The organism is Streptomyces sp. NPDC003016, from assembly GCF_053591455.1.
Genome location: NZ_JBSFTV010000046.1, coordinates 15,033 through 39,369, shown reverse-complemented (window position 1 = coordinate 39,369; position 24,337 = coordinate 15,033). Strand labels below are relative to the sequence as shown.

Annotated in this window: 21 protein-coding genes and 1 riboswitch; of the genes, 6 read left to right on the top strand and 15 right to left on the bottom strand. The window is 71.5% G+C overall.

All coding sequences use genetic code 11. The annotated features are described in order from the left end of the window. Window positions 1-125 precede the first annotated feature (125 nt). A complete protein-coding gene (locus ACWDZ4_RS29945) occupies window positions 126-2,033 on the top strand; it encodes an AAA family ATPase (protein WP_451511525.1) in 1,908 nt (635 codons plus the stop codon). Window positions 2,034-2,055: 22 nt separating this feature from the next. On the opposite strand, the gene ACWDZ4_RS29940 is transcribed toward ACWDZ4_RS29945, so the two are convergent. From ACWDZ4_RS29940 to ribD, 10 genes are all read right to left on the bottom strand, one after another. Next, a complete protein-coding gene (locus tag ACWDZ4_RS29940) occupies window positions 2,056-3,147 on the bottom strand; it encodes a hemolysin family protein (protein ID WP_451511524.1) in 1,092 nt (363 codons plus the stop codon). Then, window positions 3,144-4,487 carry a hemolysin family protein gene (locus tag ACWDZ4_RS29935; protein ID WP_451511523.1) on the bottom strand — a complete coding sequence of 448 codons (1,344 nt, stop codon included), beginning with the start codon at window positions 4,485-4,487 and terminating at the stop codon, window positions 3,144-3,146. The genes ACWDZ4_RS29940 and ACWDZ4_RS29935 overlap by 4 nt, the downstream gene beginning before the upstream one ends. A 182-nt stretch (window positions 4,488-4,669) precedes the next feature. Continuing rightward, entirely contained in the window at window positions 4,670-5,122 is a 453-nt protein-coding gene (locus ACWDZ4_RS29930) for a PH domain-containing protein (RefSeq protein WP_451511522.1), read from the bottom strand. A 52-nt stretch (window positions 5,123-5,174) separates the two neighbouring features. Beyond that, window positions 5,175-6,032: an ATP phosphoribosyltransferase gene (hisG, locus tag ACWDZ4_RS29925; protein ID WP_451511521.1), complete on the bottom strand. Its 858-nt coding sequence runs from the start codon at window positions 6,030-6,032 to the stop codon at window positions 5,175-5,177. Window positions 6,033-6,095: 63 nt separating this feature from the next. Next, on the bottom strand, window positions 6,096-6,377 hold the full coding sequence (locus ACWDZ4_RS29920; protein ID WP_093801904.1) for a phosphoribosyl-ATP diphosphatase: 282 nt from the start codon (window positions 6,375-6,377) through the stop codon (window positions 6,096-6,098). Between the two features lie 35 nt (window positions 6,378-6,412). Further along, entirely contained in the window at window positions 6,413-6,898 is a 486-nt protein-coding gene (gene ribH / locus ACWDZ4_RS29915; RefSeq protein ID WP_451511520.1) for a 6,7-dimethyl-8-ribityllumazine synthase, read from the bottom strand. A 26-nt stretch (window positions 6,899-6,924) separates the two neighbouring features. Further along, entirely contained in the window at window positions 6,925-8,265 is a 1,341-nt protein-coding gene (locus tag ACWDZ4_RS29910) for a bifunctional 3,4-dihydroxy-2-butanone-4-phosphate synthase/GTP cyclohydrolase II (RefSeq protein WP_451511519.1), read from the bottom strand. Further along, window positions 8,262-8,915 carry a nicotinamide mononucleotide transporter family protein gene (locus ACWDZ4_RS29905; protein WP_451511518.1) on the bottom strand — a complete coding sequence of 218 codons (654 nt, stop codon included), beginning with the start codon at window positions 8,913-8,915 and terminating at the stop codon, window positions 8,262-8,264. The genes ACWDZ4_RS29910 and ACWDZ4_RS29905 overlap by 4 nt, the downstream gene beginning before the upstream one ends. Then, entirely contained in the window at window positions 8,912-9,529 is a 618-nt protein-coding gene (locus tag ACWDZ4_RS29900) for a riboflavin synthase (RefSeq protein ID WP_451511517.1), read from the bottom strand. Before ACWDZ4_RS29900 ends, ACWDZ4_RS29905 begins: the two co-directional genes overlap by 4 nt. Continuing rightward, entirely contained in the window at window positions 9,530-10,633 is a 1,104-nt protein-coding gene (ribD, locus tag ACWDZ4_RS29895) for a bifunctional diaminohydroxyphosphoribosylaminopyrimidine deaminase/5-amino-6-(5-phosphoribosylamino)uracil reductase RibD (protein ID WP_451511537.1), read from the bottom strand. A 211-nt stretch (window positions 10,634-10,844) separates the two neighbouring features. Next, window positions 10,845-10,975: riboswitch (FMN riboswitch) on the bottom strand. Between the two features lie 186 nt (window positions 10,976-11,161). Between ribD and ACWDZ4_RS29890 the strand changes: the two genes are divergently transcribed. After that, entirely contained in the window at window positions 11,162-13,498 is a 2,337-nt protein-coding gene (locus ACWDZ4_RS29890) for a chitinase C-terminal domain-containing protein (protein ID WP_451511516.1), read from the top strand. Between the two features lie 102 nt (window positions 13,499-13,600). Here the strand turns inward: ACWDZ4_RS29890 and ACWDZ4_RS29885 are convergent, their stop codons facing one another. Beyond that, window positions 13,601-14,773, bottom strand: a complete 1,173-nt coding sequence (locus ACWDZ4_RS29885) for an ROK family transcriptional regulator (protein ID WP_451511515.1) — start codon at window positions 14,771-14,773, stop codon at window positions 13,601-13,603. Between the two features lie 96 nt (window positions 14,774-14,869). Between ACWDZ4_RS29885 and ACWDZ4_RS29880 the strand changes: the two genes are divergently transcribed. The 3 genes from ACWDZ4_RS29880 to ACWDZ4_RS29870 all read left to right on the top strand — a co-directional run bounded on the left by ACWDZ4_RS29880 (window position 14,870) and on the right by ACWDZ4_RS29870 (window position 18,758). Continuing rightward, window positions 14,870-16,090: an MFS transporter gene (locus ACWDZ4_RS29880; RefSeq protein ID WP_451511514.1), complete on the top strand. Its 1,221-nt coding sequence runs from the start codon at window positions 14,870-14,872 to the stop codon at window positions 16,088-16,090. 209 nt (window positions 16,091-16,299) lie between these two features. Further along, the gene (locus ACWDZ4_RS29875) at window positions 16,300-17,700 is read left to right on the top strand and encodes a uracil-xanthine permease family protein (RefSeq protein ID WP_451511513.1); all 1,401 of its coding nucleotides are present in this window, start codon (window positions 16,300-16,302) and stop codon (window positions 17,698-17,700) included. Window positions 17,701-18,044: 344 nt separating this feature from the next. Then, window positions 18,045-18,758: a DUF5995 family protein gene (locus ACWDZ4_RS29870; RefSeq protein WP_451511512.1), complete on the top strand. Its 714-nt coding sequence runs from the start codon at window positions 18,045-18,047 to the stop codon at window positions 18,756-18,758. 166 nt (window positions 18,759-18,924) lie between these two features. On the opposite strand, the gene ACWDZ4_RS29865 is transcribed toward ACWDZ4_RS29870, so the two are convergent. After that, window positions 18,925-20,616, bottom strand: a complete 1,692-nt coding sequence (locus tag ACWDZ4_RS29865; protein WP_451511511.1) for a flavin monoamine oxidase family protein — start codon at window positions 20,614-20,616, stop codon at window positions 18,925-18,927. Between the two features lie 57 nt (window positions 20,617-20,673). Continuing rightward, window positions 20,674-21,471, bottom strand: coding sequence for a carbon-nitrogen hydrolase family protein (locus ACWDZ4_RS29860; protein ID WP_451511510.1), 798 nt, complete (start codon window positions 21,469-21,471; stop codon window positions 20,674-20,676). Between the two features lie 318 nt (window positions 21,472-21,789). Between ACWDZ4_RS29860 and ACWDZ4_RS29855 the strand changes: the two genes are divergently transcribed. Continuing rightward, window positions 21,790-22,365, top strand: a complete 576-nt coding sequence (locus tag ACWDZ4_RS29855; RefSeq protein WP_451511509.1) for a Repetin — start codon at window positions 21,790-21,792, stop codon at window positions 22,363-22,365. Here ACWDZ4_RS29855 and ACWDZ4_RS29850 read toward each other — a convergent pair. Beyond that, entirely contained in the window at window positions 22,362-22,817 is a 456-nt protein-coding gene (locus ACWDZ4_RS29850) for an Lrp/AsnC family transcriptional regulator (protein WP_069929730.1), read from the bottom strand. The genes ACWDZ4_RS29855 and ACWDZ4_RS29850 overlap by 4 nt on opposite strands. Before the next feature lie 10 nt (window positions 22,818-22,827). After that, a complete protein-coding gene (locus ACWDZ4_RS29845) occupies window positions 22,828-24,288 on the bottom strand; it encodes an amino acid permease (protein ID WP_451511508.1) in 1,461 nt (486 codons plus the stop codon). Between the last annotated feature and the right edge of the window lie 49 nt (window positions 24,289-24,337).

Genomic DNA, 24,337 nt, shown 5'->3' with positions numbered 1-24,337 from the left:
TAGGCTCCGGCCCTCCGCACAGGTACGATGCCCTTCGGTGCGGTCAAATCCCGTTCGCGACAAAGCGGTTGTTGAGACCTGCTGCCGGGCGCAGGCCCGGCGGCACATCACGGGGGGCACGGTTCGTGGGGGACGTGACGGAATTCGGCACGCGAGGTGTGAACGCCCCGGCCGACCTCGCCTGGCTGCGTGGTGTCGACGCGTACACGGTGGGCGCGTACCCGCAGGCCGAAGAGGAGTTCAGGGCCGCCGTACGGATGGATCCCGGCATGGCCGACGGCTGGCTCGGACTCCACGCGCTGCGCATCGACACCACCACCGCCCTGCTGCGCATGTACCGCCACCGCGAGCGCTTCGGCGAGCAGCGCGCCCGCCACCGGCGGACCCTCAACTCGTGGTACTGGCTGGGCTGGTGGGTCCAGCCCGTCCTGGAGAAACCGCGCGACCTGCTGCTCGCGCACGCCTCCCACTGGCTCGACGGCCGCCATGTGCCCGAGCTCGACCGGGCGCTGGCCGGGCTGCCGCCGGTCGACGCCGATCCGCAGGTGCGGTTCCTGCACGCCTGCCGGGCGTACCTGGTCAAGGACTGGGAGCAGCTCGTACGCCACACCGATCCGCTCGTCGACGACCCGCTGCTCGGCATCGAGACGGGCCTCTTCGGCGGCATGGCGCGGGTGCGCCTGGAGATGTACGGGCAGGCCGAGCCCATGCTGTCGGCCGCGCTGATGCGCTGCCGCAGCGAGCAGCCGCAGCGCAAGGAGCTGCGCTACTGGCTGGCCCGCGCGCACGAGGGCACCGGGCGCAGCGCGGCCGCGCTGCCGCTCTACCGGGCCGTGCACCGGGTGGATCCGGCCTTCATGGACACCTCGGCGCGGCTCGCGGCGATCGCCGAGGGGGACGGGTACGAGGACTCCGTCGGCTTCGCCGCCGTGTCGCTGACCGGAATCGGCCAGGACGCGGCGGGCGACTCGGAGAGCCTGCTGGGGCCGGAGGTCCTGGAGGGGCGCGACCCGCGGCTCGGTGACGGGGGCCAGCCGCCGCCCGGCGGCGTGGTGCCGGGCGGCGGGGAAAGCGGCGTACGGGAGAAGGCGGGCGTGGTGCCGAGGCCGGTGCCCAAGGTCTTTCCGGCCGGTCCCCCGGATTCCGCGCTGCTCGCCGAGGCTCTGACGGAGCTGGAGCGCATGGTGGGCCTCGAACCGGTGAAGCGTCAGGTCAAAGCGTTGTCCGCGCAGCTGAACATGGCCAGGCTGCGGGCCGGACAGGGCCTTCCCGTCCAGCCGCCGAAGCGCCACTTCGTCTTCTCCGGCCCCTCCGGCACCGGCAAGACCACGGTCGCGCGGATCCTGGGGCGGGTCTTCTACGCACTCGGGCTGCTCGGCGGCGACCATCTGGTGGAGGCTCAACGGGCCGACCTGGTGGGCGAGTTCCTCGGCCAGACCGCCGTCAAGGCGAACGAGCTGATCGACTCGGCGATCGGCGGGGTGCTCTTCGTCGACGAGGCGTACTCCCTCTCCAACTCCGGTTACAGCAAGGGCGACGCGTACGGCGACGAAGCCCTCCAGGTGCTGCTGAAGCGCGCCGAGGACAACCGGGACCACCTCGTCGTGATCCTGGCGGGCTATCCGGAGGGCATGGACCGCCTGCTCGCCGTCAATCCCGGGCTCTCCTCCCGCTTCACGACCCGGGTGGACTTCCCCAGCTACCGGCCGCCGGAGCTGGCGTCCATCGGTGAGGTGCTGGCCGCCGAGAACGGCGACGCGTGGGACGAGGAGGCGCTGGAGGAGCTGCGCAGCATCAGCGGGCACGTCGTCGACCAGGGCTGGATCGACGAGCTGGGCAACGGCCGCTTCCTGCGCACGCTGTACGAGAAGAGCTGTGCGTACCGCGACCTGAGGCTCTCCGGTTACGCCGCCACCCCCACCCGCGACGACCTGGCGACGCTGCGGCTGCCGGACCTGATGCAGGCCTACGGGGAGGTCCTGTCGGGGCGCGGCCCGGCGGACCGGGGGCGGCAGGAACCGCCCGCGCTCTGAACGCGCGCGGACGGTCCGCCCCTCACCCCACCACCAGGGCCGCCGGTTCGTCCGCCGCCGTGCCCCGGGCCAGCTGGGAGACCACCACCCGGTGGGCCGGGTCGCGCACCTCGCCGACCAGCATCTCCAGTACGTCCTCCAGCGCGACAAGACCGAGCACCCGCCCCGCCCCGTCCGCGACCTGCGCCAGATGCGTCGCGGCGCGGCGCATCACGGTCAGGGCGTCGTCCAGGGGGAGTTCGGCGCCGAGCGTCGCCATCGGTCGCCAGACCTGCTGCGGCACGGCCCGCTCCCGCTCCTCCAGGTCGAGTACGTCCTTGACGTGCACGTACCCCATGAAGGCCCCGCCGTCGGCGCACACCGGGAAACGCGAGTAGCCGGTCCGCACCGTCAGCTCCTCGATCTCGCGCGGCGTGACCGAGGGGTCGACGGTGACCAGGGACGCCCGGTCGAGCAGGACGTCGGCGACCCGGAGGCTGCCCAGTTCCAGCGCGTCCTCCAGGCGCTCCTGCTCCCCCGGCTCCAGCAGCCCCGCCTGACCCGAGTCCTCGACGAGCCGGTTGAGCTGCTCGCTGGTGAACACCGCCTCGACCTCGTCCCTGGCCTCGACCCCGAACAGCCGCAGCACCAGCCGCGCGCACGCGCCGAGCCCCGCGGTCACCGGACGGCACAGCCGTGCGAAACCGACCAGGCCGGGGCTCAGCCACAGCGCGGTCTTCTCGGGCGCCGCCATGGCGAGGTTCTTGGGGACCATCTCGCCGACGACCAGGTGCAGGAAGACCACCACGGCGAGCGCGATCACGTACCCCAGCGGATGGATCATCCCTTCGGGCAGGTGGACGGCGTGGAAGACCGGCTCCAGCAGGTGCGCGACCGTCGGCTCCGCGACCGCGCCGAGCGTCAGCGAGCAGACGGTGATCCCGAACTGCGCCGCCGCCATCATCTGCGGAAGGTTCTCCAGCCCGTGCATCACCCGCCGGGCGCGCGCCGAGCCGCCGGCCGCGAGCGGTTCGATCTGGCTGCGGCGTACGGAGACGAGCGCGAACTCGGCGCCGACGAAGAAGCCGTTCGCCCCCACCAGGAGCAGTGCGAACAGCAGTTGGACAGCGGTCATCGCACGGCCTCCGGGACCTGCGCGGCAGCGGCAGCGGTACGGACGAAGCGCACCCGCTCGGCGCGGTAGCGGCCCACCCGGCGCACGGAGAGCCGCCAGCCGGGCAGTTCGGCGCGGTCACCGGGCGCCGGAATGCGCCCCAGCAGGTCCGCGACCAGGCCGGCCACGGTCTCGTACGGCCCCTCGGGCACTTCGAGTCCTATGCGCCGCAGGGTGAGGACCCGGCAGCTGCCGTCCGCCTCCCAGGCCGGACAGCCGTCCTCGGCGGGCGCCGCGGCCAGTTCCGGCCACTCGGTGCCCTCGTCGTCGTGTTCGTCCCGGACCTCTCCGACGAGCTCCTCGACGATGTCCTCCAGGGTGACGACCCCGGCCGTACCGCCGTACTCGTCGACGACGACGGCGATCGGCTGCTCGCTGCGCAGCCGTTCCAGCAGCTGCTGCACGGGGAGGGTCTCCGGGACCATCAGCGGCGGTACGGCGACCTTGGCCACCGGGGTCCGCCGTCTTTCGTGCACGGGCACGGCGAGCGCGTCCTTCAGATGGACCATGCCCACGACCTCGTCGATGCGCTCCCGGTAGACGGGGAAGCGCGAGAGGCCGGTGGCACGGGTGAGGTTGAGCACGTCCGCGGCGGTCGCGGAGGACTGCAGGGCGCTGACCTTCACGCGCGGCGTCATGACGTGCTGCGCGGTGAGTCCGCCGAGCGAGAGGGTCCGTACGAACAGATCGGCGGTGCCCTGTTCGAGGGCGCCGGCCCGCGCCGAGTGGCGGGCGAGCGAGACGAGCTCGCCCGGGGTACGGGCGGACGCGAGCTCGTCGGTGGGCTCGACGCCCAGCGTGCGCACGAGCCGGTTGGCGACCGCGTTCAGGAGGGCGATCACGGGCCGGAAGGCGGTCGAGAACAGGTACTGCGGTCCGGCGACGAACCGTGCGACCTGCAACGGCCTGGAGACCGCCCAGTTCTTCGGGACGAGCTCGCCGATCACCATCTGTACGGCGGAGGCGAGCAGCATGCCGACCACGACGGCGACGCCGGGGACGACTCCTTCGGGCAGGCCGGCCGCGGTGAAGGGGCCGGACAGGAGCTGGGCGAGCGCGGGCTGGGCCAGCATGCCGACCACCAGGGAGGTGAGGGTGATGCCGAGCTGGGTGCCCGAGAGCTGGAAGGACAGCTCGCGCAGCGCCGCGACGACGGTACGGGCGCGCCGGTCGCCTTCGGCGGCGGCCCGTTCGGCGTCCTGTTTCTCGACGGTGACCAGGCCGAATTCGGCGGCCACGAAGAAGCCGTTGGCGAGGATCAGGAGGAATGCTGCGGCGAGCAGCAGGAGGGGGATGGTCATGCCGCCGCCTCGGAAGAAGGGGCGACGCGGATACTGCCGGACGATCCGTCCATTGCTGGAGGGAGTCACTCCTCGGGTCGCAGGTGCCCCGCGGGCCGGTGGAGGCCCTGGCGTGCGGAGCGGGGCGCACTCGGCGCCGCCTTCCACAGGGTAAACGGGACCGGGCCGGGGCGGGCAGGGGCTCAGCCGGTGTGCGGGCCCGTACCGCGGGATTCCACCAGGTCGCGCAGCGCGCGGGCGTCGTGGATGGCCTGCTGCTTGGCGACGCCGGGCTGGATGCCGAGGGCGGGCAGGCTGGTGCCGTCGCTGAGGTCGAGGAAGACCCAGGCGTCACCGGGGCGCAGGTTGACCCGCAGGATCTCGGCCCACTCCAGCCGGCGCCTGGTGGTCAGGTTGACCACCGTGACACCGGCCTCGTCGGCGACGATCTTGGGGCGGCTCAGCAGCAGCAGCACGCCGAAGAGCAGCAGCGCGGTGAGGACGAAGGCGGCCCGCTCCCCGCCGCTGAGCGTGTCGAGGAGCAGGGCGACAGCGGTGATGACGGCGAACATCGCCGCCCCGACGGTCAGGAGGACGGCCCGGGTGCGGGTCGGCCGGAAGGTGACCGGCAGGGCGGGGAGCTCGGGCTGTGACACGGCGGTCGTGTTCCTTCGGAAGGCGCGGAGGGGCGCGGAGTGAGGGAGCGGGTCAGAGACGGCAGGCGTGGATGGCCGTGGTGAGGATGGCGCGGGCGCCGAGCTCGTACAGGTCGTCCATGACGCGCTGGGATTCCTTGGCCGGGACCATCGAACGGACCGCGACCCAGCCCTCGTTGTGCAGCGGCGAGATGGTCGGCGACTCCAGGCCCGGGGTGAGGGCGACGGCCGCTTCGAGGTGCTCGGCGCGGCAGTCGTAGTCCATCATCACGTAGCTGCGGGCGACCAGGACGCCCTGGAGGCGGCGCAGGAACTGCGACACCTTCGGGTCGACGGCCTCGTCGGCGGAGACGCCGGTGCGGCGGATGACGACCGCTTCGGACTTCATGATCGGCTCGCCGATCACTTCGAGGCCCGCGTTGCGCAGGCTGGTGCCGGTCTCGACGACGTCGGCGATGACCTGCGCGACGCCCAGTTCGATGGCCGTCTCCACGGCGCCGTCCAGGTGGACGACGGCGGCGTCGATGCCCTCCTCGGCGAGGTGCTGGGCGACGATGCCCTCGTAGGAGGTGGCCACCGTCATGCCGCCGAAGTCCTTGACGCTCGTCGCGGTGCCGGGCTTGGTGGCGTAACGGAAGGTGGAGCGGGCGAAGCCGAGCTGGAGGATCTCCTCGGCTTCGGCGCCGGAGTCCAGGAGCAGGTCGCGCCCGGTGATGCCGATGTCGAGGCGGCCCGAGCTGACGTAGATCGCGATGTCGCGGGGGCGGAGGTAGAAGAACTCGACCTCGTTCTCGGGGTCGACGAGGCGGAGCTCTTTCGACTCCTTGCGCTGCTGGTAACCGGCCTCATGGAGCATCTCCGACGCAGGTCCGGAGAGGGAGCCCTTGTTGGGGATGGCGATGCGCAGCATGAGGTCTGGTTCCTTCTGTGCGGTGGGAGTTGTACGTGCGTACGGAAGTGAAGGGGGCGGAGCTCAGAGGTGGGCGTAGACGTCGTCGAGCGAGATCCCGCGGGCGACCATCATCACCTGGACGTGGTACAGCAGCTGCGAGATCTCCTCGGCGGCGGCTTCCTTGCCCTCGTACTCGGCGGCCATCCAGACCTCGGCGGCCTCCTCGACGACCTTCTTGCCGATGGCATGCACGCCCTTGCCCACCAGCTCGGCGGTGCGGGAGGTGGAGGGGTCGCCGGTGGCGGCCTTGAGCTGGAGCTCGGTGAAGAGCTCTTCGAAGCTCTTGGGGGGTTTGTTCGCCATGATGGTCCTAAGAGTACGGGGTGGCCTGCGGACACTCAGCGCCAGGGTTCGGCGACCGTGCGCAGTGTGGTCGCGGTGGCGACGGCGGCGGTGACCGCCTCGTGGCCCTTGTCCTCGGTGGAGCCTTCGATTCCGGCCCGGTCCAGCGCCTGCTCCTCGGTGTCGCAGGTCAGTACGCCGAAGCCGACGGGGACACCGGTGTCGACGGAGACCTGGGTCAGGCCGTTGGTGACGCCCTGGCACACGTACTCGAAGTGCGGTGTTCCGCCGCGGATGACGACGCCCAGCGCGACGATCGCGTCGTAACCGCGGCCGGCGAGGACCTTCGCGACGACGGGGAGCTCGAAGCTGCCGGGGACCCGCAGGAGGGTCGGCTCGTCGATGCCCAGCTCGTGGAGGGCGCGCAGGGCGCCGTCGACGAGGCCGTCCATGACCTTCTCGTGCCACTGGGCCGCGATCACCGCCACCCGGAGGTCGCCGCAGTTCCTGACACTCAGTTCGGGTGCGCCCTTGCCGCTCACTCGTCTCTCCTTCTTGACTGACGTGGTTACTGGTTGCCGCAGGTGGAGGCGGAGGCGCCGTCCAGCCACGGGAGGTCGTGTCCCATCCGGTCCCGCTTGGTCCGCAGGTAGCGGAGGTTGTGCTCGCCCGCCTTGACGGGCATCGGCTCGCGTTCGAGGACGGTCAGGCCGTGCCGGACGAGCGCGTCGGTCTTCTCGGGGTTGTTCGTCATCAGCCTCAGGCTGTGCACGCCGAGGTCCTCGAGGATCTGCGCGCCGGCCGCGTAGTCGCGGGCGTCGGCGGGCAGGCCCAGTTCCAGGTTGGCGTCGAGGGTGTCGCGGCCGAGCTCCTGGAGTTCGTACGCGCGCAGCTTGGACAGCAGCCCGATGCCGCGCCCCTCGTGGCCGCGCAGGTAGACGACGACGCCGCGGCCGGTGTCGGTGATGCGCTGCATGGACGCTTCCAGCTGGGGGCCGCAGTCGCAGCGCTGCGAGTGGAAGATGTCGCCGGTCAGGCACTCGGAGTGGATCCGCACCAGGACGTCGTCGCCGTCGCCGATCTCGCCGTGGACGAGCGCGACGTGCTCGACGCCGTCGACGGTCGAGCGGTAGCCGTACGCCGTGAACTCCCCGAAGGACGTGGGGAGCTGGACGGTGGCCTCGCGGCGGACCTTGGGGTCCGAGGTGCGGCGGTAGGCGATCAGGTCCTCGATGGAGATGATCGTCAGACCGTGCTTGCGGGCGAACGGGATCAGCTCGGGCAGCCGCAGCATCACGCCGTCCTCGCCGGCGATCTCGACGATCGCGCCGGCCGGGCGCAGGCCCGCGAGCCGGGCGAGGTCCACGGCGGCCTCGGTGTGGCCGTTGCGGGCGAGTACGCCGCCGGGCTTGGCGCGCAGCGGGAAGATGTGGCCGGGGCGGACGAAGTCGCCGGCGGTGGAGCGGCCGCTCGCCAGGAGGCGCAGGGTCGCGGCACGGTCGGCGGCCGAGATTCCGGTGGTGACGCCGTGCGCGGCGGAGGCGTCGACGGAGACGGTGAAGGCCGTGCTCATCGACTCGGTGTTGTTCTCGACCATCTGCGGGAGTTCGAGGCGTTCCAGCTCGTCGCCCTCCATGGGCGCGCAGATCAGGCCGCGGCACTCGCTCATCATGAAGGCGACGATCTCGGGGGTCGCCATCTCGGCGGCGATGACGAGGTCGCCCTCGTTCTCGCGGTTCTCGTCGTCGACGACGACCACGGGGCGGCCCGCGGCGATGTCGCGGACGGCCTGCTCGACGGGGTCGAGGGCCAGGTCCCCGGTGTTGTCGGTACTGTACCAGGCGCGGGGGGACTGGGCGGCGCGAAGCGCCTCAGGCAGGGCGGTGGCGGGTGACGGGCGGGCACTCATGCTGCTGCTCCTTCCATGGCGGGCCGCACGCTCGTGCGCGAGCGCTGCCACCAGTCGTAGGCACCCCAGAGGACGAGGGCGAGGTAGACGACGTACACGAGGCCGGAGAAGGCCAGCCCGCTGCTGAAGGCGAGCGGTACGCCCACCAGGTCGACCAGCAGCCAGGCGAACCAGAACTCGACCAGACCGCGGGCCTGGGCGACCATCGCGACGAGCGTGCCGACGAAGATGTACGCGTCGGCCCAGGGGCTCCAGGACAGCGACGGGTACAGGGTGAAGAGGCCGCCGACGGCCAGCGTGCCGACGACCGCGCCGCCGAGCAGCAGTGCGCGCTCGCGCCAGGTGGCGAAGCGGACGGCGATCGAGCCGTCCTGGGCCTGCTGCCTGCCGCGCTGCCACTGGCGCCAGCCCCACAGGGCGACGCCGATGACGAGCAGCTGCTTGCCGACGCCGCCGCTGAGGTTCGCGGAGGAGTACGCGGCGACGAGGACGACGCCGGAGAGGAACTGGGCGGGCCAGGTCCCTATGGAGCGGCGCCAGCCGAGCGCGAGGGCGATCAGGCCGATGGTGTTGCCGATCATGTCGGACCACATGATGTGCTGGTCGAAGGCGGTGAACGCCTCGCTGTTGAGCCAGGACACGGTGCTCACTTCACGGTCTCCTTCTGGCCGGACCGGCCCGCGCCGAGCAGCCGCTCGACGTACTTGGCGAGTACGTCCACCTCCAGGTTGACCTGGTCCCCGGCCTGCTTGATGCCGAGGGTGGTGAGGGCGAGGGTGGTGGGGATGAGGCTGATGGTGAAGTAGTCGTCTCCGGCCTCGACGACGGTGAGGCTGACGCCGTCGACGGTGATGGAGCCCTTCTCGACGACGTACCGCGCGAGGTCCTCGGGGAGCGAGACCCTGACGATCTCCCAGTGCTCGGACGGCTCGCGGCCGGTGATCGTGCCGGTGCCGTCCACGTGGCCCTGGACGAGGTGGCCGCCGAGGCGGCCGCCGAGCGCCATGGGGCGCTCCAGGTTGACGCGGGAGCCGACGGCGAGGGCGCCGAGGCCGGAGCGGGTCAGCGTCTCGGCCATCACGTCGGCGGTGAACTCACCGTCCCCGCAGTCCACGACGGTGAGGCAGACCCCGTTGACGGCGATGGAGTCACCGTGCTTGGCGTCCTCGGTGACGAGCGGCCCGCGCAGGCGGAAACGGGAGGCGTCACCGAGGTTCTCGACGGCGGTGACCTCACCCAGCTCTTCGACGATTCCGGTGAACACTCAGTGCTCCTTCGATGCGGGGGCGGCGGGGACGGCGGGAGTGGCGGGTACGGCGGTGATGCGCAGATCGGGGCCGATGCGGGCGGTCTCGGTCACGTCGAGCCGCAACGCTTCGGCGATGGTGGTGATTCCGGCGTCGGCGAGGGCCGCGGGGCCCGCACCGAGCAGGACGGGGGCGAGGTAGCCGGTGACCGTGTCGACCGCGCCGGCCGCGACGAAGGCCCCGGCGAGCGTCGGACCGCCTTCGAGGAGTACGGAGCGCACGCCGCGGGCGTGCAGGGCGGCGAGCAGCGCGTGGATGTCGAGGCCGGTGGCGGCGCGCGGCAGCCGTACGACCTCCGCTTCCGTTCCGGCCAGGTGCGCGGCGTCGGCGTCCTGGGCGACCGCGATCAGGGTGGGCGCGGCGTCGTCGAGGACGCGGGCGCCGGGCTGGACGGCGGTGGCGTCGGTGTCGACGACTACGCGCAGGGGCTGGGTGACGCCCTCGGCGCCCGCTGCGCCGCGTACGGCGAGGTGCGGGTCGTCGGCGCGCACCGTGCCGGAGCCGACGATCACGGCGTCCGCCTCGGCACGCAGCCGGTGGACGTCGGCGCGGGACTCGGCCGAGCTGATCCAGCGGCTGGTGGAGTCGGCCGCCGCGATACGGCCGTCGAGCGTCGCGGCGTACTTCCACCGGACGTGGGGGCGGCCGAGGCGTACGGAGGTCAGCCAGGCGGCGTTGCCCGCCTCCGCCTCGTCCGCGAGCAGGCCCTGCTCGACCTGGACGCCGGCCGCGCGCAGGGTGTCGGCACCGCCGGTGGCCTGCGGGTTCGGGTCGGCGACGGCGTACACGACGCGGGTGATCCCGGCTGCGATCAGGGCCTGGGCGCAGGGGCCGGTGCGACCGGTGTGGTTGCAGGGTTCGAGGGTGACGTACGCCGTACCGCCGCGCGCCCGCTCCCCCGCTTCCCGCAGGGCGTGCACCTCGGCGTGCGGGCCGCCGGCGCGCCGGTGGAATCCGGCGCCCGCGAGCTGTCCGCCGGCGTCGAGGACGACGCACCCGACGACCGGGTTGGGGCTGGTGGAGCCGAGTCCGCGGGCGGCCAGCGCGATGGCCCGGCGCATGGCGTTCGCGTCGGTCGTGGCTGCTTCGGCTGCGGTGGCCACCGGGTCTCCTGCCTCTTGGGGCACGGACTCCGGGGCTGTCGATGACGACAGGGAGCGGGAAACGCCGACGGGTGCGCACGGGACGCCGTAGCCGGAAAAGAGGGATCGCCCCGGGAAGGGCGAGCCGAGCACCGCCGACAGCGGCGTACCGATGACCTGTGACGGCCCGCCGCGCACTGCCTCCCATCCGGACTTTCACCGTCGGTACAGGAATTTCACCTGTTCAACCGGTCACTGGAGGTGACCGGGTCGCGGACTGTAACCGCCGGTTCGGAATTACACCGACCCCGGAGTGCGCTGCTGCTGGTACACGGTCAGTGTGCCACGCCCGGCCTGATGCCATGCACACGATCTCTTGTGGCCCGGCTCACAGGAGATTGGTCCGTACCTATTGACGGTCTGGTCTAGTCCTTTTAACGTCTGCGCCACAAGACGATCACCCATCGTTCGTTGCGCCAGGCCGACCCTCCCCAGGAGGAACAGATCGTGCTGTCCCCCACCCGAGCGAGAACCTCCCTGCTCGCCGCCGGCGCCGCCGTCGCCGGGCTCCTGCTCAGTTCGCTCACCGCAGGCGTCTCGCACGCCGCCGACAACGAGTCCTGCCGTCCGGACGGGCTGTACAAGACCCCGGGCGTCGACGTCCCGTACTGCTCGGTCTACGACACCGAGGGCCGCGAGAAGATGGGCGCCGACCACCAGCGCCGCGTCATCGGCTACTTCACCGGCTGGCGTACGGGCAAGAACGGCGAACCCGCCTATCTCGCCTCCGACATCCCCTGGGACAAGGTCACCCACCTCAACTACGCCTTCGCGCACATCGGGAGCGACCACAGGATCTCGGTCGGCTCCGACGGCGAGAAGAACGCCGCGACCGGGATGACCTGGCCGGGCGTGGCCGGTGCGGAAATGGACCCGGCGTACGGCTACAAGGGTCACTTCAACCTGCTGAGCAAATTCAAGAAGAAGCACCCCGACGTCAAGACGCTTGTCTCGGTGGGCGGTTGGGCCGAGACCGGTGGATACTTCGCCGACAACGGCGACCGGGTGAACTCCGGCGGCTTCTACTCGACGGCGACCAACGCGGACGGGTCGGTCAACCAGGCGGGCATCGACACGTTCGCCGACTCGACGGTCGCGTTCATCAAGAAGTACGGCTTCAACGGCGTCGACATCGACTACGAGTACCCGACGACGATGAAGGACGCGGGCAATCCGCTGGACTTCTCGTTCTCGAACGCGCGCCGCGCCGGGCTGGTCAAGGGCTACGCCGCGCTGATGAAGTCGCTGCGCGAGAAGCTCGACCGGGCCGGCGCCGCCGACGGCAAGCACTACCTGCTGACCGTGGCCGCGCCTTCGTCGGGCTATCTGCTGCGCGGGATGGAGACGTTCCAGGTCCAGAAGTACCTGGATTACGTCAACATCATGTCGTACGACCTGCACGGCGCCTGGAACGAGTACGTCGGTCCCAACGCCTCGCTCTTCGACGACGGCAAGGACGCCGAACTGGCCTCCGCGGGCGTGTATTCCACCGCGCAGTACGGCGGCGTCGGTTATCTGAACACCGACTGGGCGTACCACTACTTCCGCGGCTCGATGCCGGCCGGCCGCATCAACATCGGTCTGCCCTACTACACCCGCGGGCACAAGAACGTGCAGGGCGGTACGGACGGGCTGTGGGGCAGGGCGCCCGCGACGAGCTGTCCGGCCGGCGCGGGGCTGACCAAGTGCGGCGACGGCGCGGTCGGCATCGACAACCTGTGGCACGACAAGGACACGGCGGGCAAGGAGTCCCCGGCCGGTTCCAACCCGATGTGGCACGCGAAGAACCTGGAGAAGGGCGTCGTCGGGGACTACGTCACCCAGTACGGCTTCCCCGCCGGCACCGAGCTGACGGGCACGTACGTCCGCAAGTACGACTCGACACTCGTCGCGCCCTGGCTGTGGAACGCGCAGAAGAAGGTCTTCCTGTCGACGGAGGACGAGCAGTCGGTCCGGGCGAAGGCCGACTACGTGGTCGACAAGGGCATCGGCGGCACGATGGTCTGGGAGCTCGCGGGCGACTACGACTGGAACGCGGCCAAGGGCCAGTACGAGATCGGTGACTCGCTGACGACGGCGATGTACGAGAAGTTCAAGTCGGCCTCACCGTACGGCGCGAAGCGGTCCACGATCGACCTGCCGGCGAAGGCGCTCGACATCGGCGTGGACTTCGGGCAGTTCCCGCTCGGGGACTCGAACTATCCCATCAGCCCCAAGCTGAAGATCACGAACAACTCGAAGACGGCGCTGCCGGGCGGTACGGAGTTCCAGTTCGACTACGCGACCTCCGCCCCGGCCAACGCCAAGGACCAGTCCGGCTTCAACACGAGGATCGTGCGCAGCGACCACACCGCCGCCAACAACATCGGCGGCCTCAAGGGCGACTACAACCGCGTCTCGCTGAAGCTGCCGGCCTGGCAGACGCTGGCGCCGGGCGCCTCGGTCGAGCTGGACTTCGTCTACTACCTGCCGACGTCGACCCCGTCGAACTGGACGGTGACCTTCGGCGGCCGGTCCTACGCCCTGGCAGGGGACTTGGCACGCGGTACGACGGTGGTGGACCCGGGGACGGATCCCGGGCCGGGGCCGGGGCCCGACCCCAGCCCGACGCCCAGCCCGGGCGGGCCGTGCGCCGCGCCCGCGTGGAGCGCTTCGTCGGAGTACGGCAGCGGTACGACCGTGTCCCACAAGTCGCACCAGTGGAAGTCCAAGTGGTGGACCAAGGGCGAAGAGCCGGGTACCAGCGGTGAGTGGGGAGTCTGGCAGGACCTCGGCGCCTGCTGAGCCTGCTGAGCTCCGGTTTGAGCTCCGGCTGAACGCCCGGCGGCGGAGACCGGCCCTTCCCGCCGCCGGGTCCCCCTCCCCGCCTCCGTGTTCGCGCCCCGGTCAGCCCCGGGGCGCGAACACGTCGTCCTGGACCGCGTCCCTCGCCGCGAGCAGCGCGCCCCGGAGCACCGCGCCGTCGCCCAGTTCCCCGGCCCGTACTTCCGTGCGCAGCGGCGACATCGCGGCCAGCCGGCCGGCCACGCGCTCGGCGAGGGCCGCGCCGCCGGCGTGGCCGGTCTCGCCGCCCAGGAGGACGCAGCCCGGGTCGAGGACCGCGGAGACGGCGGCCGCCCCGACGGCCAGGTGCCCGGCGAGGGCGTCGAGGAACGCCTCGCCGCGAGGGCCCGCGGCCAGGGCCGCCCGTACGCCGGCCGCGGCGGAAGCGGCCCCGGCCGTCCCGAGGCCGTGCCGCGCGGCGAGTGCGCCGATCGCGGCGCCGCCGGCCAGGGAGTGGAACCCGCCGCCGCAGTCCGTCGCCGACGGCAGGCCCACGGTGCCGGGCACCGGCAGGAAACCGATCTCGCCCGCGCCGCCGGAGACCCCGCGGCGAATCCTGCCGTCGAGCATGAGCGCCGCGCCCACGCCGCGGCCCAGCCAGAGCAGCACGAAGGTGTCGCGGTCGCGGGCCGCGCCGAGCCGGTGTTCCGCGACGGCGGCGAGGTTGGTCTCGTTCTCCACCAGCACCGTGGCCGGCAGGCGCTCCTGGAGGGCGGTCACCAGCCGGCGGTGCCAGGCGGGAAGGCCCGTGGTCGCGCGGAGTTCGCCGGTGGCCGGGTCGATCAGGCCCGGCGCGCCGATCCCGACGCTGTGCAGACGCCGCACCCCCGCCTCTCGGGCGGTGCGTTCCAGCAGCGCCACCGCCTGTTCGACGGCGGGTTCCGTGCCGGTGAGGTCGGCGTCGATCGGCAGGGTCGCCTCGGCGAGGGTGGCGCCGAGCAGGTCGGCGACGACGACGGAGAGGCCCTCGGTGCGCACGTCGAGCGCGGCCAGGTGCGCGCGGTCCGCGATGATCCCGTACAGCCTGGCATTGGGGCCCCGGCGCTGGGCACCCGCCTCCCCCACCACGGTGATCAGGCCCGCGCCCTGGAGCCGTTCGACCAGGTCGGCGACGGAGGGGCGGGAGAGCCCGGTCAGCGTTTTGAGCTGTGCCGCCGTCAACGGGCCCTCGTCCTGGAGCAGCTTGAGGGCGAAGCGGTCGTTGATGGCCCGGGCGGTACTCGGTGATGCGGGCATGCCGGGGATCCTCTCAGATCTATTGATCAGGCAGGCTCCCTGATAGTTTACTTCGGCACGCTGGACGCGAGGGACGCACCGGGGAGGGCACGACGGATGCCGGACGACATGGTCTTCAGTCAGGAGCGGTTGAGGCGGGCGCGGTACGCCGTGGCCGCCGTCTTCTGTGTGCACGGCGCGGTCACCGGAAGTTTCGCCACCCGCATCCCCTGGATCGTGGACCACACCGGTGTCAGCGCGGGCCAGCTCGGTCTCGCGCTGGCCTTCCCGGCGATCGGCGCCTCGGTGGCGATGCCGCTGGCCGGCGCGATCAGCCACCGGTTCGGAGCGCGCGGCGCGCTGCGCGGCCTGCTCGTGCTGTGGACGCTCTCGCTGACGCTGCCCGCGCTGGCGCCGAACCTGCTCGCGCTGTGCGCCGCGCTCTTCGCGTACGGCGCGACGGCGGGCATGTCGGACGTGGCGATGAACGCCCTCGGGGTCGAGATCGAGAACCGGCTCGACAAGTCGATCATGTCGGGGCTGCACGGCATGTGGAGCACGGGCGCGCTGATCGGCTCGGCCGCGGGAACACTCGCCGCGCACCTCGGCAGTGACGCGAGGCTGCACCACGCGCTCGCCGCCGCCGCGCTGACCGCCCTCGGCCTCGTCGCCTGCCAGGGGGTGCTCGACCTGCGCAGCGCACCGGACGAGGAGGCTCCGCCACGCTTCGCGCTGCCGCCGAGGTCGGCGCTGGTGATCGGCGCGGTCGGGTTCTGCGCGGTCTTCGCCGAGGGCGCGAGCCTGGACTGGTCGGCGGTCTACCTGCGGGACGTGCTGGACACCTCACCGGGCCTGGCGGCCGCGTCGACGACCGCGTTCGCGCTGACGATGGCGGTGGCGCGGCTGGCCGGGGACCGGGTGGTCGACCGCTTCGGTCCGGTACGTACGGTCCGGGTGGGCGGCGTCGCGGCGACGGCCGGTGGCGCACTGGTCGTCGTGGCGCCCCACCCGGCGCTCGCGATGGCCGGGTTCGGGCTGTTGGGTCTGGGCGTCGCGGTGGTCGTACCGCTGGCCTTCGCCGCGGCGGGGCGCAGCGGGCCGAATCCGAGCCAGGCGATCGCGGGCGTCGCGACCATCACGTACACGTCGGGGCTGATCGCCCCGTCGGCGATCGGCGCGGTCGCCGACGCGACGTCGCTGGTGGTGTCCTTCGGGCTGGTCACGGTACTGGCGTTCGGCCTGGTGGTGGGGGCGGGGGTACTGCGCGGCGCGGGCCGCGTCCCGGCGGGCACCCGAAGCGATCCCGCCGCCCCGGCCACCACCGTCACGAAGGACTAGGCGGTACGTGTCGTACGGGGCCCCTTCCCTCCCTGGGCCCCCTCACCGGGGCCCCTCCCCCACTGGTCACCGGGGCTCCTCCCCGGGCCCCGGACCTCACACGCCGGACGGGCTGGATGGGTGCCGCTCCGCAGGGCGAGTGCAGGTTGTTTCCGGCCTTAGCATGGCTTGGTCCATTTCTGACCGAATCTGTCTGTACAGGAGCCACGATGAAGCTCGGGGTGCGCTGGACCCTGCACGGCGACGGGCGGACCCCCGCTCCCGGAGCCGTCGTACGCCCCGACGAGCGCCTGTCGTGGCCCCGTACGGCCGGGCTCGGCGCCCAGCACGTGGTGGCCATGTTCGGGGCGTCGTTCGTCGCTCCGGTCCTCATGGGCCTGGACCCCAATCTGGCCATCATGATGTCCGGTGTCGCGACGGTCGTCTTCCTGCTGGCCACCCGCGGGAGGGTGCCCAGCTACCTCGGCTGCTCGCTCTCCTTCGTCGGCGTGGCCGCCGCCATCCGCGCCTCCGGCGGCGACAGCGCCACCGTCACCGGCGCGGTCCTCGTCGTCGGGCTGGCACTCTTCCTCGCCGGGCTCGCCGTGCAGAAGTTCGGCGCCCGCATCATCCACGCGGCGATGCCTCCGGTCGTCACCGGCGCCGTCGTCATGCTGATCGGCTTCAACCTGGCCCCGGTCACGGCGTCGACGTACTGGCCGCAGGACCAGTGGACGGCCCTGCTGGTGATGCTCTTCACCGGACTGGCCGTGGTCTGCCTGCGCGGCTTCTTCTCCCGCATCGCGATCTTCCTCGGCCTGCTCTTCGGGTACGGGATCTCCTGGCTCTTCGACCGGCTCTTCGGCAGGATCCACTCGCCCGCGGGCGGCGCCGAGGCGGTGGACCACTGGCGGCTGGACCTCTCCGCGGTCGGCCAGGCCGACTGGATCGGCCTCCCCTCCTTCCACGCGCCGAGCTTCGAGTGGTCGGCGATCCTCGTCGCGCTGCCCGTCGTCATCGCGCTGATCGCGGAGAACGCCGGGCACGTCAAGGCCGTCGGCGAGATGACCGGGGACTCCCTCGACGACAAGCTCGGCACCGCCATCGCGGCCGACGGCGCCGCGTCCATGCTGTCCACCGCCGTCGGCGGGCCGCCCAACACGACGTACTCCGAGAACATCGGTGTCATGGCGGCCACCCGCGTCTACTCGACCGCCGCGTACTGGGCCGCCGCCGGTTTCGCGCTGCTCTTCGGCCTCTGCCCCAAGTTCGGCGCGGTCGTGGCGGCCATCCCCGGCGGTGTCCTCGGCGGCATCACCGTCATCCTGTACGGCATGATCGGCCTGCTCGGAGCGCAGATCTGGACCAATGCCCGGGTGGACCTGCGCAATCCGCTGAACCTGGTGCCGGCCGCGGCGGGCATCATCATCGGCGTCGGCGGTGTCAGCCTGAAGATCACCGACAACTTCGAACTGAGCGGCATCGCGCTCGGCACGATCGTCGTCATCACCGGCTACCACGTCCTGCGCGCCCTGGCCCCCGCCCATCTGAAGGAGCAGGAGCCGCTGCTGGACGCGGGTACGTCGACGTACGACACGGAGACCGGGAGAACCGACCCGTCCGGCCACTGAGGCCAGGGGCCGGGGGCCGGGGGCCGGGGGCCATTCCACGGCCATGCGCCGATTCGCCGACAGCCGCCGGGCGGGGAAGCCGGGCGGCGGGCCCCAGAAGGTCCTCGGAAACCGCGCTCAGGGAAGTCACGGCACACAGCGACCGCGCACCGGGCCAGTGGTGCTGTCGGCCGCCCCGTGCCGGCTGACAGGCGCAGTCCGGTGCGAACGCACGTCCCCGCCCCCCCTGTACTGCCTCCGCACGGCCGATCCCCCGGGCACCTGCGGGCGGTCCGTTCCCCCGTTCTGGGGAAGACCCGGCCGACGGCGCCCGGGGAAAAGCCCAGGGCTGGGACGCTGCCCGTATGGCGCAGATCGAGCACTTCCCCGCTCAGACGGACCGCACCCGGACCTCGGTCGACACTGTCGTGGCGCGGATGCGTTCCTTCCGCTGCGACTGGCCGCCGTCGGACGGTCTCGCGGTCTTCAACCAGGTCTATCTGGCGGTCACCGAGGAGATCGACCGGCGTATCGACACCGGCCTGTTCCCCGACGCCCGCACCGCCGCCACCCTCGACGTGGTCTTCGCCGAGCGCTACCTGACCGCCGTCGACGCCTCGGCGGCGGGACGGCGGGCGCCCGCCTGCTGGCGGCCGCTGCTGCAGTACCGGCGCCACCCGGGCGTACGGCCGCTGCAGTTCGCACTCGCGGGGATCAACGCGCACATCGGACACGATCTGGCGCTGGCCGTGGTCGACACCTGCCATGCGCTCGGCTGCCGGCCGATCGACCTGGAGGGGGACTTCGACCGGGTGGGCGACACACTCGTGGCGCTGGAGGAGCGTATCCGCGAGGAGCTGATGCCGGGCCCCGACCTGCTGGAAATCGCCGATCCGCTGACGCACCTGCTCGGCTCGTGGAGCCTGGAACGGGCCCGCGACGCCGCCTGGTCGGCCGCCCGGCTGCTGTGGGGCCTGCGGGGACTGCCGGACCTGGCGGAGGACTTCAGGGAACGGCTGGACGCGGGGGTGGGTCTGGTCGGGCGGATGCTGCTGACGCCGCTGCCCGGCTGCGACTGACTCCCCGTCCTGCCCCCAGCCCCCACTTCCCCATGGGATGCGTCACCGGGGGCCGCCCGGCTGGTGGCCGCCCGGCTGGTGGCCGCCCGGGGCCGACCGGATCACGGCCGGCCCCGGGGGCACGTTCTCGGCCGCCGGGCCCGGCGGCCCGGCCCGGTCCTCCGGCTCAGTCCTCCGGCAGCTCGACCGGGGCGATCTCGTCGTAGACGTCGCCGGGACCCGGGTTCGTCGGGTCGGTCGTACCGCCGAAGTGGTGCATGACGCCCCACACCGCGTTCAGCGCGGTCTGCACGGCGCCCTCGGCCCACCCGGCCGTCCAGGAGATGTCGTCGCCCGCGAGGAAGATGCCGCGCTTGTCCTCGGGGAGGCGGTCCTGCATGAAGTGGGTGAACAGGCGGCGCTGGTAGCGGTAGTGGCCCGGCAGGTTCGCCTTGAAGGCGCCCATGAAGTACGGCTCGTTCTCCCACGACACCGTCACCGGGTTGCCGATGATGTGACGGCGGATGTCGACCTTCGGGTAGATCTCGCCGAGGGACTTCAGCATGACCTCCATCCGCTCGTGGGCGGACAGCGGCAGCCACTTGAGGCTGTCGTCGCACCAGGTGTACGAGAGGCAGATGGTGGCCGGCTTGTCCGGGCCGTCGTCCAGCAGGTACGTACCGCGCGTCATCCGGTCGGTGAGCGTCATCGACATGACGTCACGGCCGGTCTCCTCGTCCTTGTCCAGCCAGAACGGCCGGTCGACGGGCACGAACAGCTTGGACGACTCCATGTAGTGGGTGCGCTCCATCGCCGTCCAGTGGTCGATGGGGAACAGCGAGTCGTCACAGGTGATCTTGGAGAGCAGCATCCAGGACTGCGCGGTGAAGATCGCCGCCTGGTACGTGCGGATGTCGCCGGAGGCGTCGGTGACGGTGATCCGGTTGCCGGCCGTGCGGTGCAGGCGCGTCACGGCGGGCTTCGGCTCGCCCTCGTGGAGCGACTTCAGCGACGTACCGAGCGGCCAGTGCACGAGCTTGGCCGGCTCGCGCTCCCACAGCCGGACGGGGAGCTGCTGGCTGCCGCCGACGATGCCGCGGTGGTGGTCGTCCGCCTCGGTGTAGACGACGCGCAGGATCTCCAGGATGGAGTTGGGGAAGTCGGTGTCCCAGCCGCCGGTGCCGAAGCCGACCTGGCCGAAGATCTCGCGGTGCCGGAAGGACTTGAACGCCTCGGAGTCGCAGAGGAAGCCGTAGAAGGTCTGGTTGTCGAGCTTCTCGACGAGCTTGGCCCAGATCTCACGGATGCGCGGTACGTCGCGCTCCCGCATGGCCTGGTTCATGTCGGAGAAGTCGGCGCCCTCTTCGAGGCAGGCGTTCCAGGCGTTCATGACGTCGCGGTAGACCTGCGGCAGGTCGTCGACGGTCACGGCGTAGTGCGACTCGCCCTTGAGGTCGACGACGGTCGACGGGGTCTCGGGCGCCAGCGGGTTCGGGAACGCCCTGGTCTCCAGTCCCACCAGGTCGATGTAGTGCTGGAGCGCCGTGGAGGACGGCGGGAAGCGCATCGCGCCCATCTCGGCGGTCAGCGACTCGTCGCAGCCCTCGAAGCCGACGGTGCGCAGCCGGCCGCCGATCTGGTCGGCCTCGTAGACGACGGGCTTGAGGCCCATCTTCATCAGCTCGTACGCGGCGATGATGCCGGACAGGCCGCCGCCGATGACCGCGACCTCGGTGCCGTGCTCGGCCGCCGGTATCTGGCCGAGGCCCGCCGGGTGCGCGAGGAAGTCGTCGTACGCGTAGGGGAAGTCCGGACCGAACATGGTGATCGGCGGCTGCGCGTCGGTGTGCTGGACGGCGTTGGGCACCGTGGACGTCATGGGGTACGGACTCCTTGCGAAAAGCGGGAAAGAAGGTGGCGAGGCGGGGCGGGAGCGTCAGGCCAGGGACGCGTACAGACCGGGCCGGCGGTCGCGCAGGTACGGGTTGTTCTCGCGCGAGGCCCGCAGGAACTCGGGGTCGGCGTCGCCGAACACCAGCTCCTCGCCGCGGCCGGCGCGGGCGCGGGAGGCGCCGTCGGGGCCGGCCAGGCAGCTGAGCCCGACGAACTCGAACTCGCCCTCGGGGCCGGTCCGGTTCACGTAGGCGACGTACATCTGGTTCTCGAAGGCCCGCACGGGGACGACGGACTCCGCGACGAACTGGAACGGGTGCATCTGGGCGGTCGGCACCAGCAGCAGGTCGGTGCCCGCGAGCGCGTGCGCCCGGACGTTCTCCGGGAATTCCACGTCGTAACAGATCATGAGGCCGATGCGCAGGCCGCCGAGCTCCGCCTGGACGACCGTGTCGTCGCCGGGGGTGAACCACTCCTGCTCGAAGCAGCCGAAGAGGTGGGTCTTGCGGTAGTTCGCGAGACGGGCGCCGTCGGGGCCGATCAGCTGGGCGGAGTTGTAGACGTGCTCGCCGTCGCGCTCCGGGTAGCCGTAGTGGACGGCGAGCCCGTGGCGCACGGCGATGTCGGCGACGGCGTCGGCCGACTCCCCGTCGGCGGGCTCGGCCAGCCGGTGCACGTCCGCGCCGATGGCGTAGCCGGTCAGGAACATCTCCGGGCAGACCAGCAGTCCGGCGCCGGCCGCTGCCGCACGGCCCGCGGCCTCGTCGAGGACCTTGAGGTTCGCTTCGACGGAGCCGGGACGGCCGGAGCTCTGGAGCAGGGCGGTGCGCAGCGGCGGCATGGCAGACCTCGGGCAGATGGGGGGCGTGCGGGAGACGTTAAGACGGTACGGGCCGGGATCGTCCCCGGACAAGGCGCGACCGTTGCGGACCGACCGTCGATCCGTTGCGCAATCACGGCGCGCGGCGGCGATTCGTTGCGTGCCTGCCGGTGGGACTGGGGTCGTACGGTCCGTACGCCTCGGGGCGGACCGTCCGGGCCGGGCTCCCGCCGCCCGGCGGACGGCGGTGCGTGCTCCGGCACGATGTGCGCGGGACGGGCCGACGGAAGAGTGAGGGACGTCCGGACAACAGCCGGACCACCCGACCGAGGAGCTGTCATGAACCGTCCGATCCGCCGCCGTACGAAGATCGCCGCGCTCGGCGCCGCACTGCTGATCACCGCCGGGGCCGCCGGCACCGCCCTCGCGTCCGGGGACGGGGTCCCGCGCGGCAAGGGGCGCGAGGCGGCGGCACTGACCGGCACGGCGAAGCTCTACCGGCCGGCCGGGGACGACATCACGTTCACCTTCGACGCGCATCTGGCGGCGGAGGACACCATGGACCCGGAGAAGGCGTACGGCACCTTCCGCTTCGAGCACGTCTTCCCGGACGGCACCTCGGGCTGGGCCAGGGGAAAGGTCGACTGCCTCGTGACGGGCGGCAAGGTCGCCGTGGTCACCGGCGTCATCACCGACACCGACCGGCCGGACAAGGGCAAGCGGGTCGGGATCTCGGTCCACGACCAGGGGAAGACCGACCGTCTGGGTTACAGCTGGATCGGCCGTGACGTGGAGAAGCAGGAACTGCCCAAGTGCGTGAGCTCCGCCCCGTTCGAGAGGACCAGGGCGGGCTCGGGCGACTTCAAGGTGCTGCCCTGGCAGCCGCAGTACGAGCAGGCCCCCGCGAAGGGCTAGGCGGGAGAGCCCGAAGAGAAGCGCCTGAGCAGCGGGGACAGCACGAGCACCGACTTGGTGCGCTCCACGAACGGCTCCCCCGCGATCCGCTCCAGCACGCGCTCGAAGTGGCGCATGTCGGAGGCGAAGATCTGGACGACGGCGTCCGCGTCGCCGGTGACGGTCGACGCGGACACCACCTCCGGGTAGCGCGACAGGCCACGACGGATGTCCTCGGGGGAGGTGTTGTGGCGGCAGTACATCTCGATGAAGCCTTCGGTTTCCCAGCCGAGGGCGGCCGGGTCCACCCGTACGGTGAACCCGGTGATCGCTCCCTCGGCGCGCAGCCGGTCCACCCGCCGTTTGACGGCGGGAGCGGAGAGACCGACCTCGGAGCCGATGTCCGCGTAACTGCGGCGGGCGTCCTCGGCGAGGGCGTGGACGATGCGTTCGTCGAGATCGTTCAGTCGCACTACGGGTGGATCACTTCTCTGCGGTGGCCAGACTGGAGCGGCGAAGGCCGTAGAAGAAGTAGAACACGAGCCCGGCGACCATCCAGCCACCGAAGTAGGCCCAGGTCTTGCCAGGCAGGCTGTACATCATGTACGCGCAGAAGGCGAAGCCCAGGATCGGCGTCACCGGGAACAGCGCCACCCGGAAGGTGCGCGGCATCTCCGGCCGCTTGTACCGCAGGATGACCACGGCGACATTCACCAGTGCGAAGGCGAAGAGGGTGCCGATGCTGGTGGCGTTGGCCAGTTCGCCGAGCGGGATGAACGCCGCGAGGACGCCGCAGAAGAGCGACACGATGACCACGTTGGCCTTCGGCGTGCCGGTGCGCGCGTCGATCTTGGCGAACACCTTGGGGACCAGGCCGTCGCGCGACATCGCGAAGAGGATGCGGGTCTGGCCGTACAGCACGGCGAAGACGACGCTCGCGATGGCCACGACCGCGCCGGCGGCGAGGACGACGCCCCAGAAGCTGTGACCCGTGACGTCCTTCATGATCTGCGCGAGCGCCGCCTCGGTGCCCTCGAAGTCCTGCCACGGCATGGCGCCGACGGCGACCAGGGCGACCAGGCAGTAGAGGACGGTGACGATCAGCAGCGACAGCATGATCGCGCGCGGCAGGTCCTTCTTGGGGTTCTTGGCTTCCTCACCGGCGGTGGAGGCGGCGTCGAAGCCGATGTACGAGAAGAACAGGGTGGCCGCGGCGGCGCTGATCCCGGTCACGCCGAGCGGGGCCAGGGGGGCGTAGTTGCCCGCCTTGATGCCCATGAAGCCGATCACGCAGAAGAGCACCAGCGTGGCGATCTTGATGAGAACCATGATCGTGTTGACGCGGGCGCTCTCCTTGGCGCCGCCCATCAGGAAGACCATGGCGAGCAGGATGACGACGAGCGCCGGCAGGTTGATGAAGCCGCCCTCGCCGAGCGGGGCGGACACGCTCTCGGGGATGGTGACGCCGATCGTGCCGTCGAGCAGCTCGTTGAGGTACTCGCCCCAGCCGACGGCGACGGCCGCGACGGAGACGCCGTACTCGAGCACCAGGCACCAGCCGCAGATCCACGCGACGACTTCGCCCATGGTCGCGTACGAATAGGAGTACGAGGAACCGGACACCGGTATGGAGCCGGCCAGCTCCGCGTAGGAGAGCGCCGAGAAGAGGGCGGTGAGTCCGGCGATGACGAACGAGATCGCGACGGCGGGTCCGGCCAGGGGGGTGGCCTCGCCGAGGACGACGAAGATTCCGGTGCCGAGCGTGGCACCGATGCTGATCATCGTCAGCTGCCACATGGTGAGCGAGCGGCGGAGTGAGCCGCCTTCGCCCTGGCCGCCCTCGGCGACGAGCTGCTCGACGGGCTTGCGCCGCATCAGCCGGCTGCCAAGCTGCGGACGCTTGGATTCCGGTTGGGGAGTGACGGGTGGCGCTGCGTCCAACACTGGGGTGGCTCCTTATCGCTGCCGATCGGGAAGGCGGCGACCGCGGCGG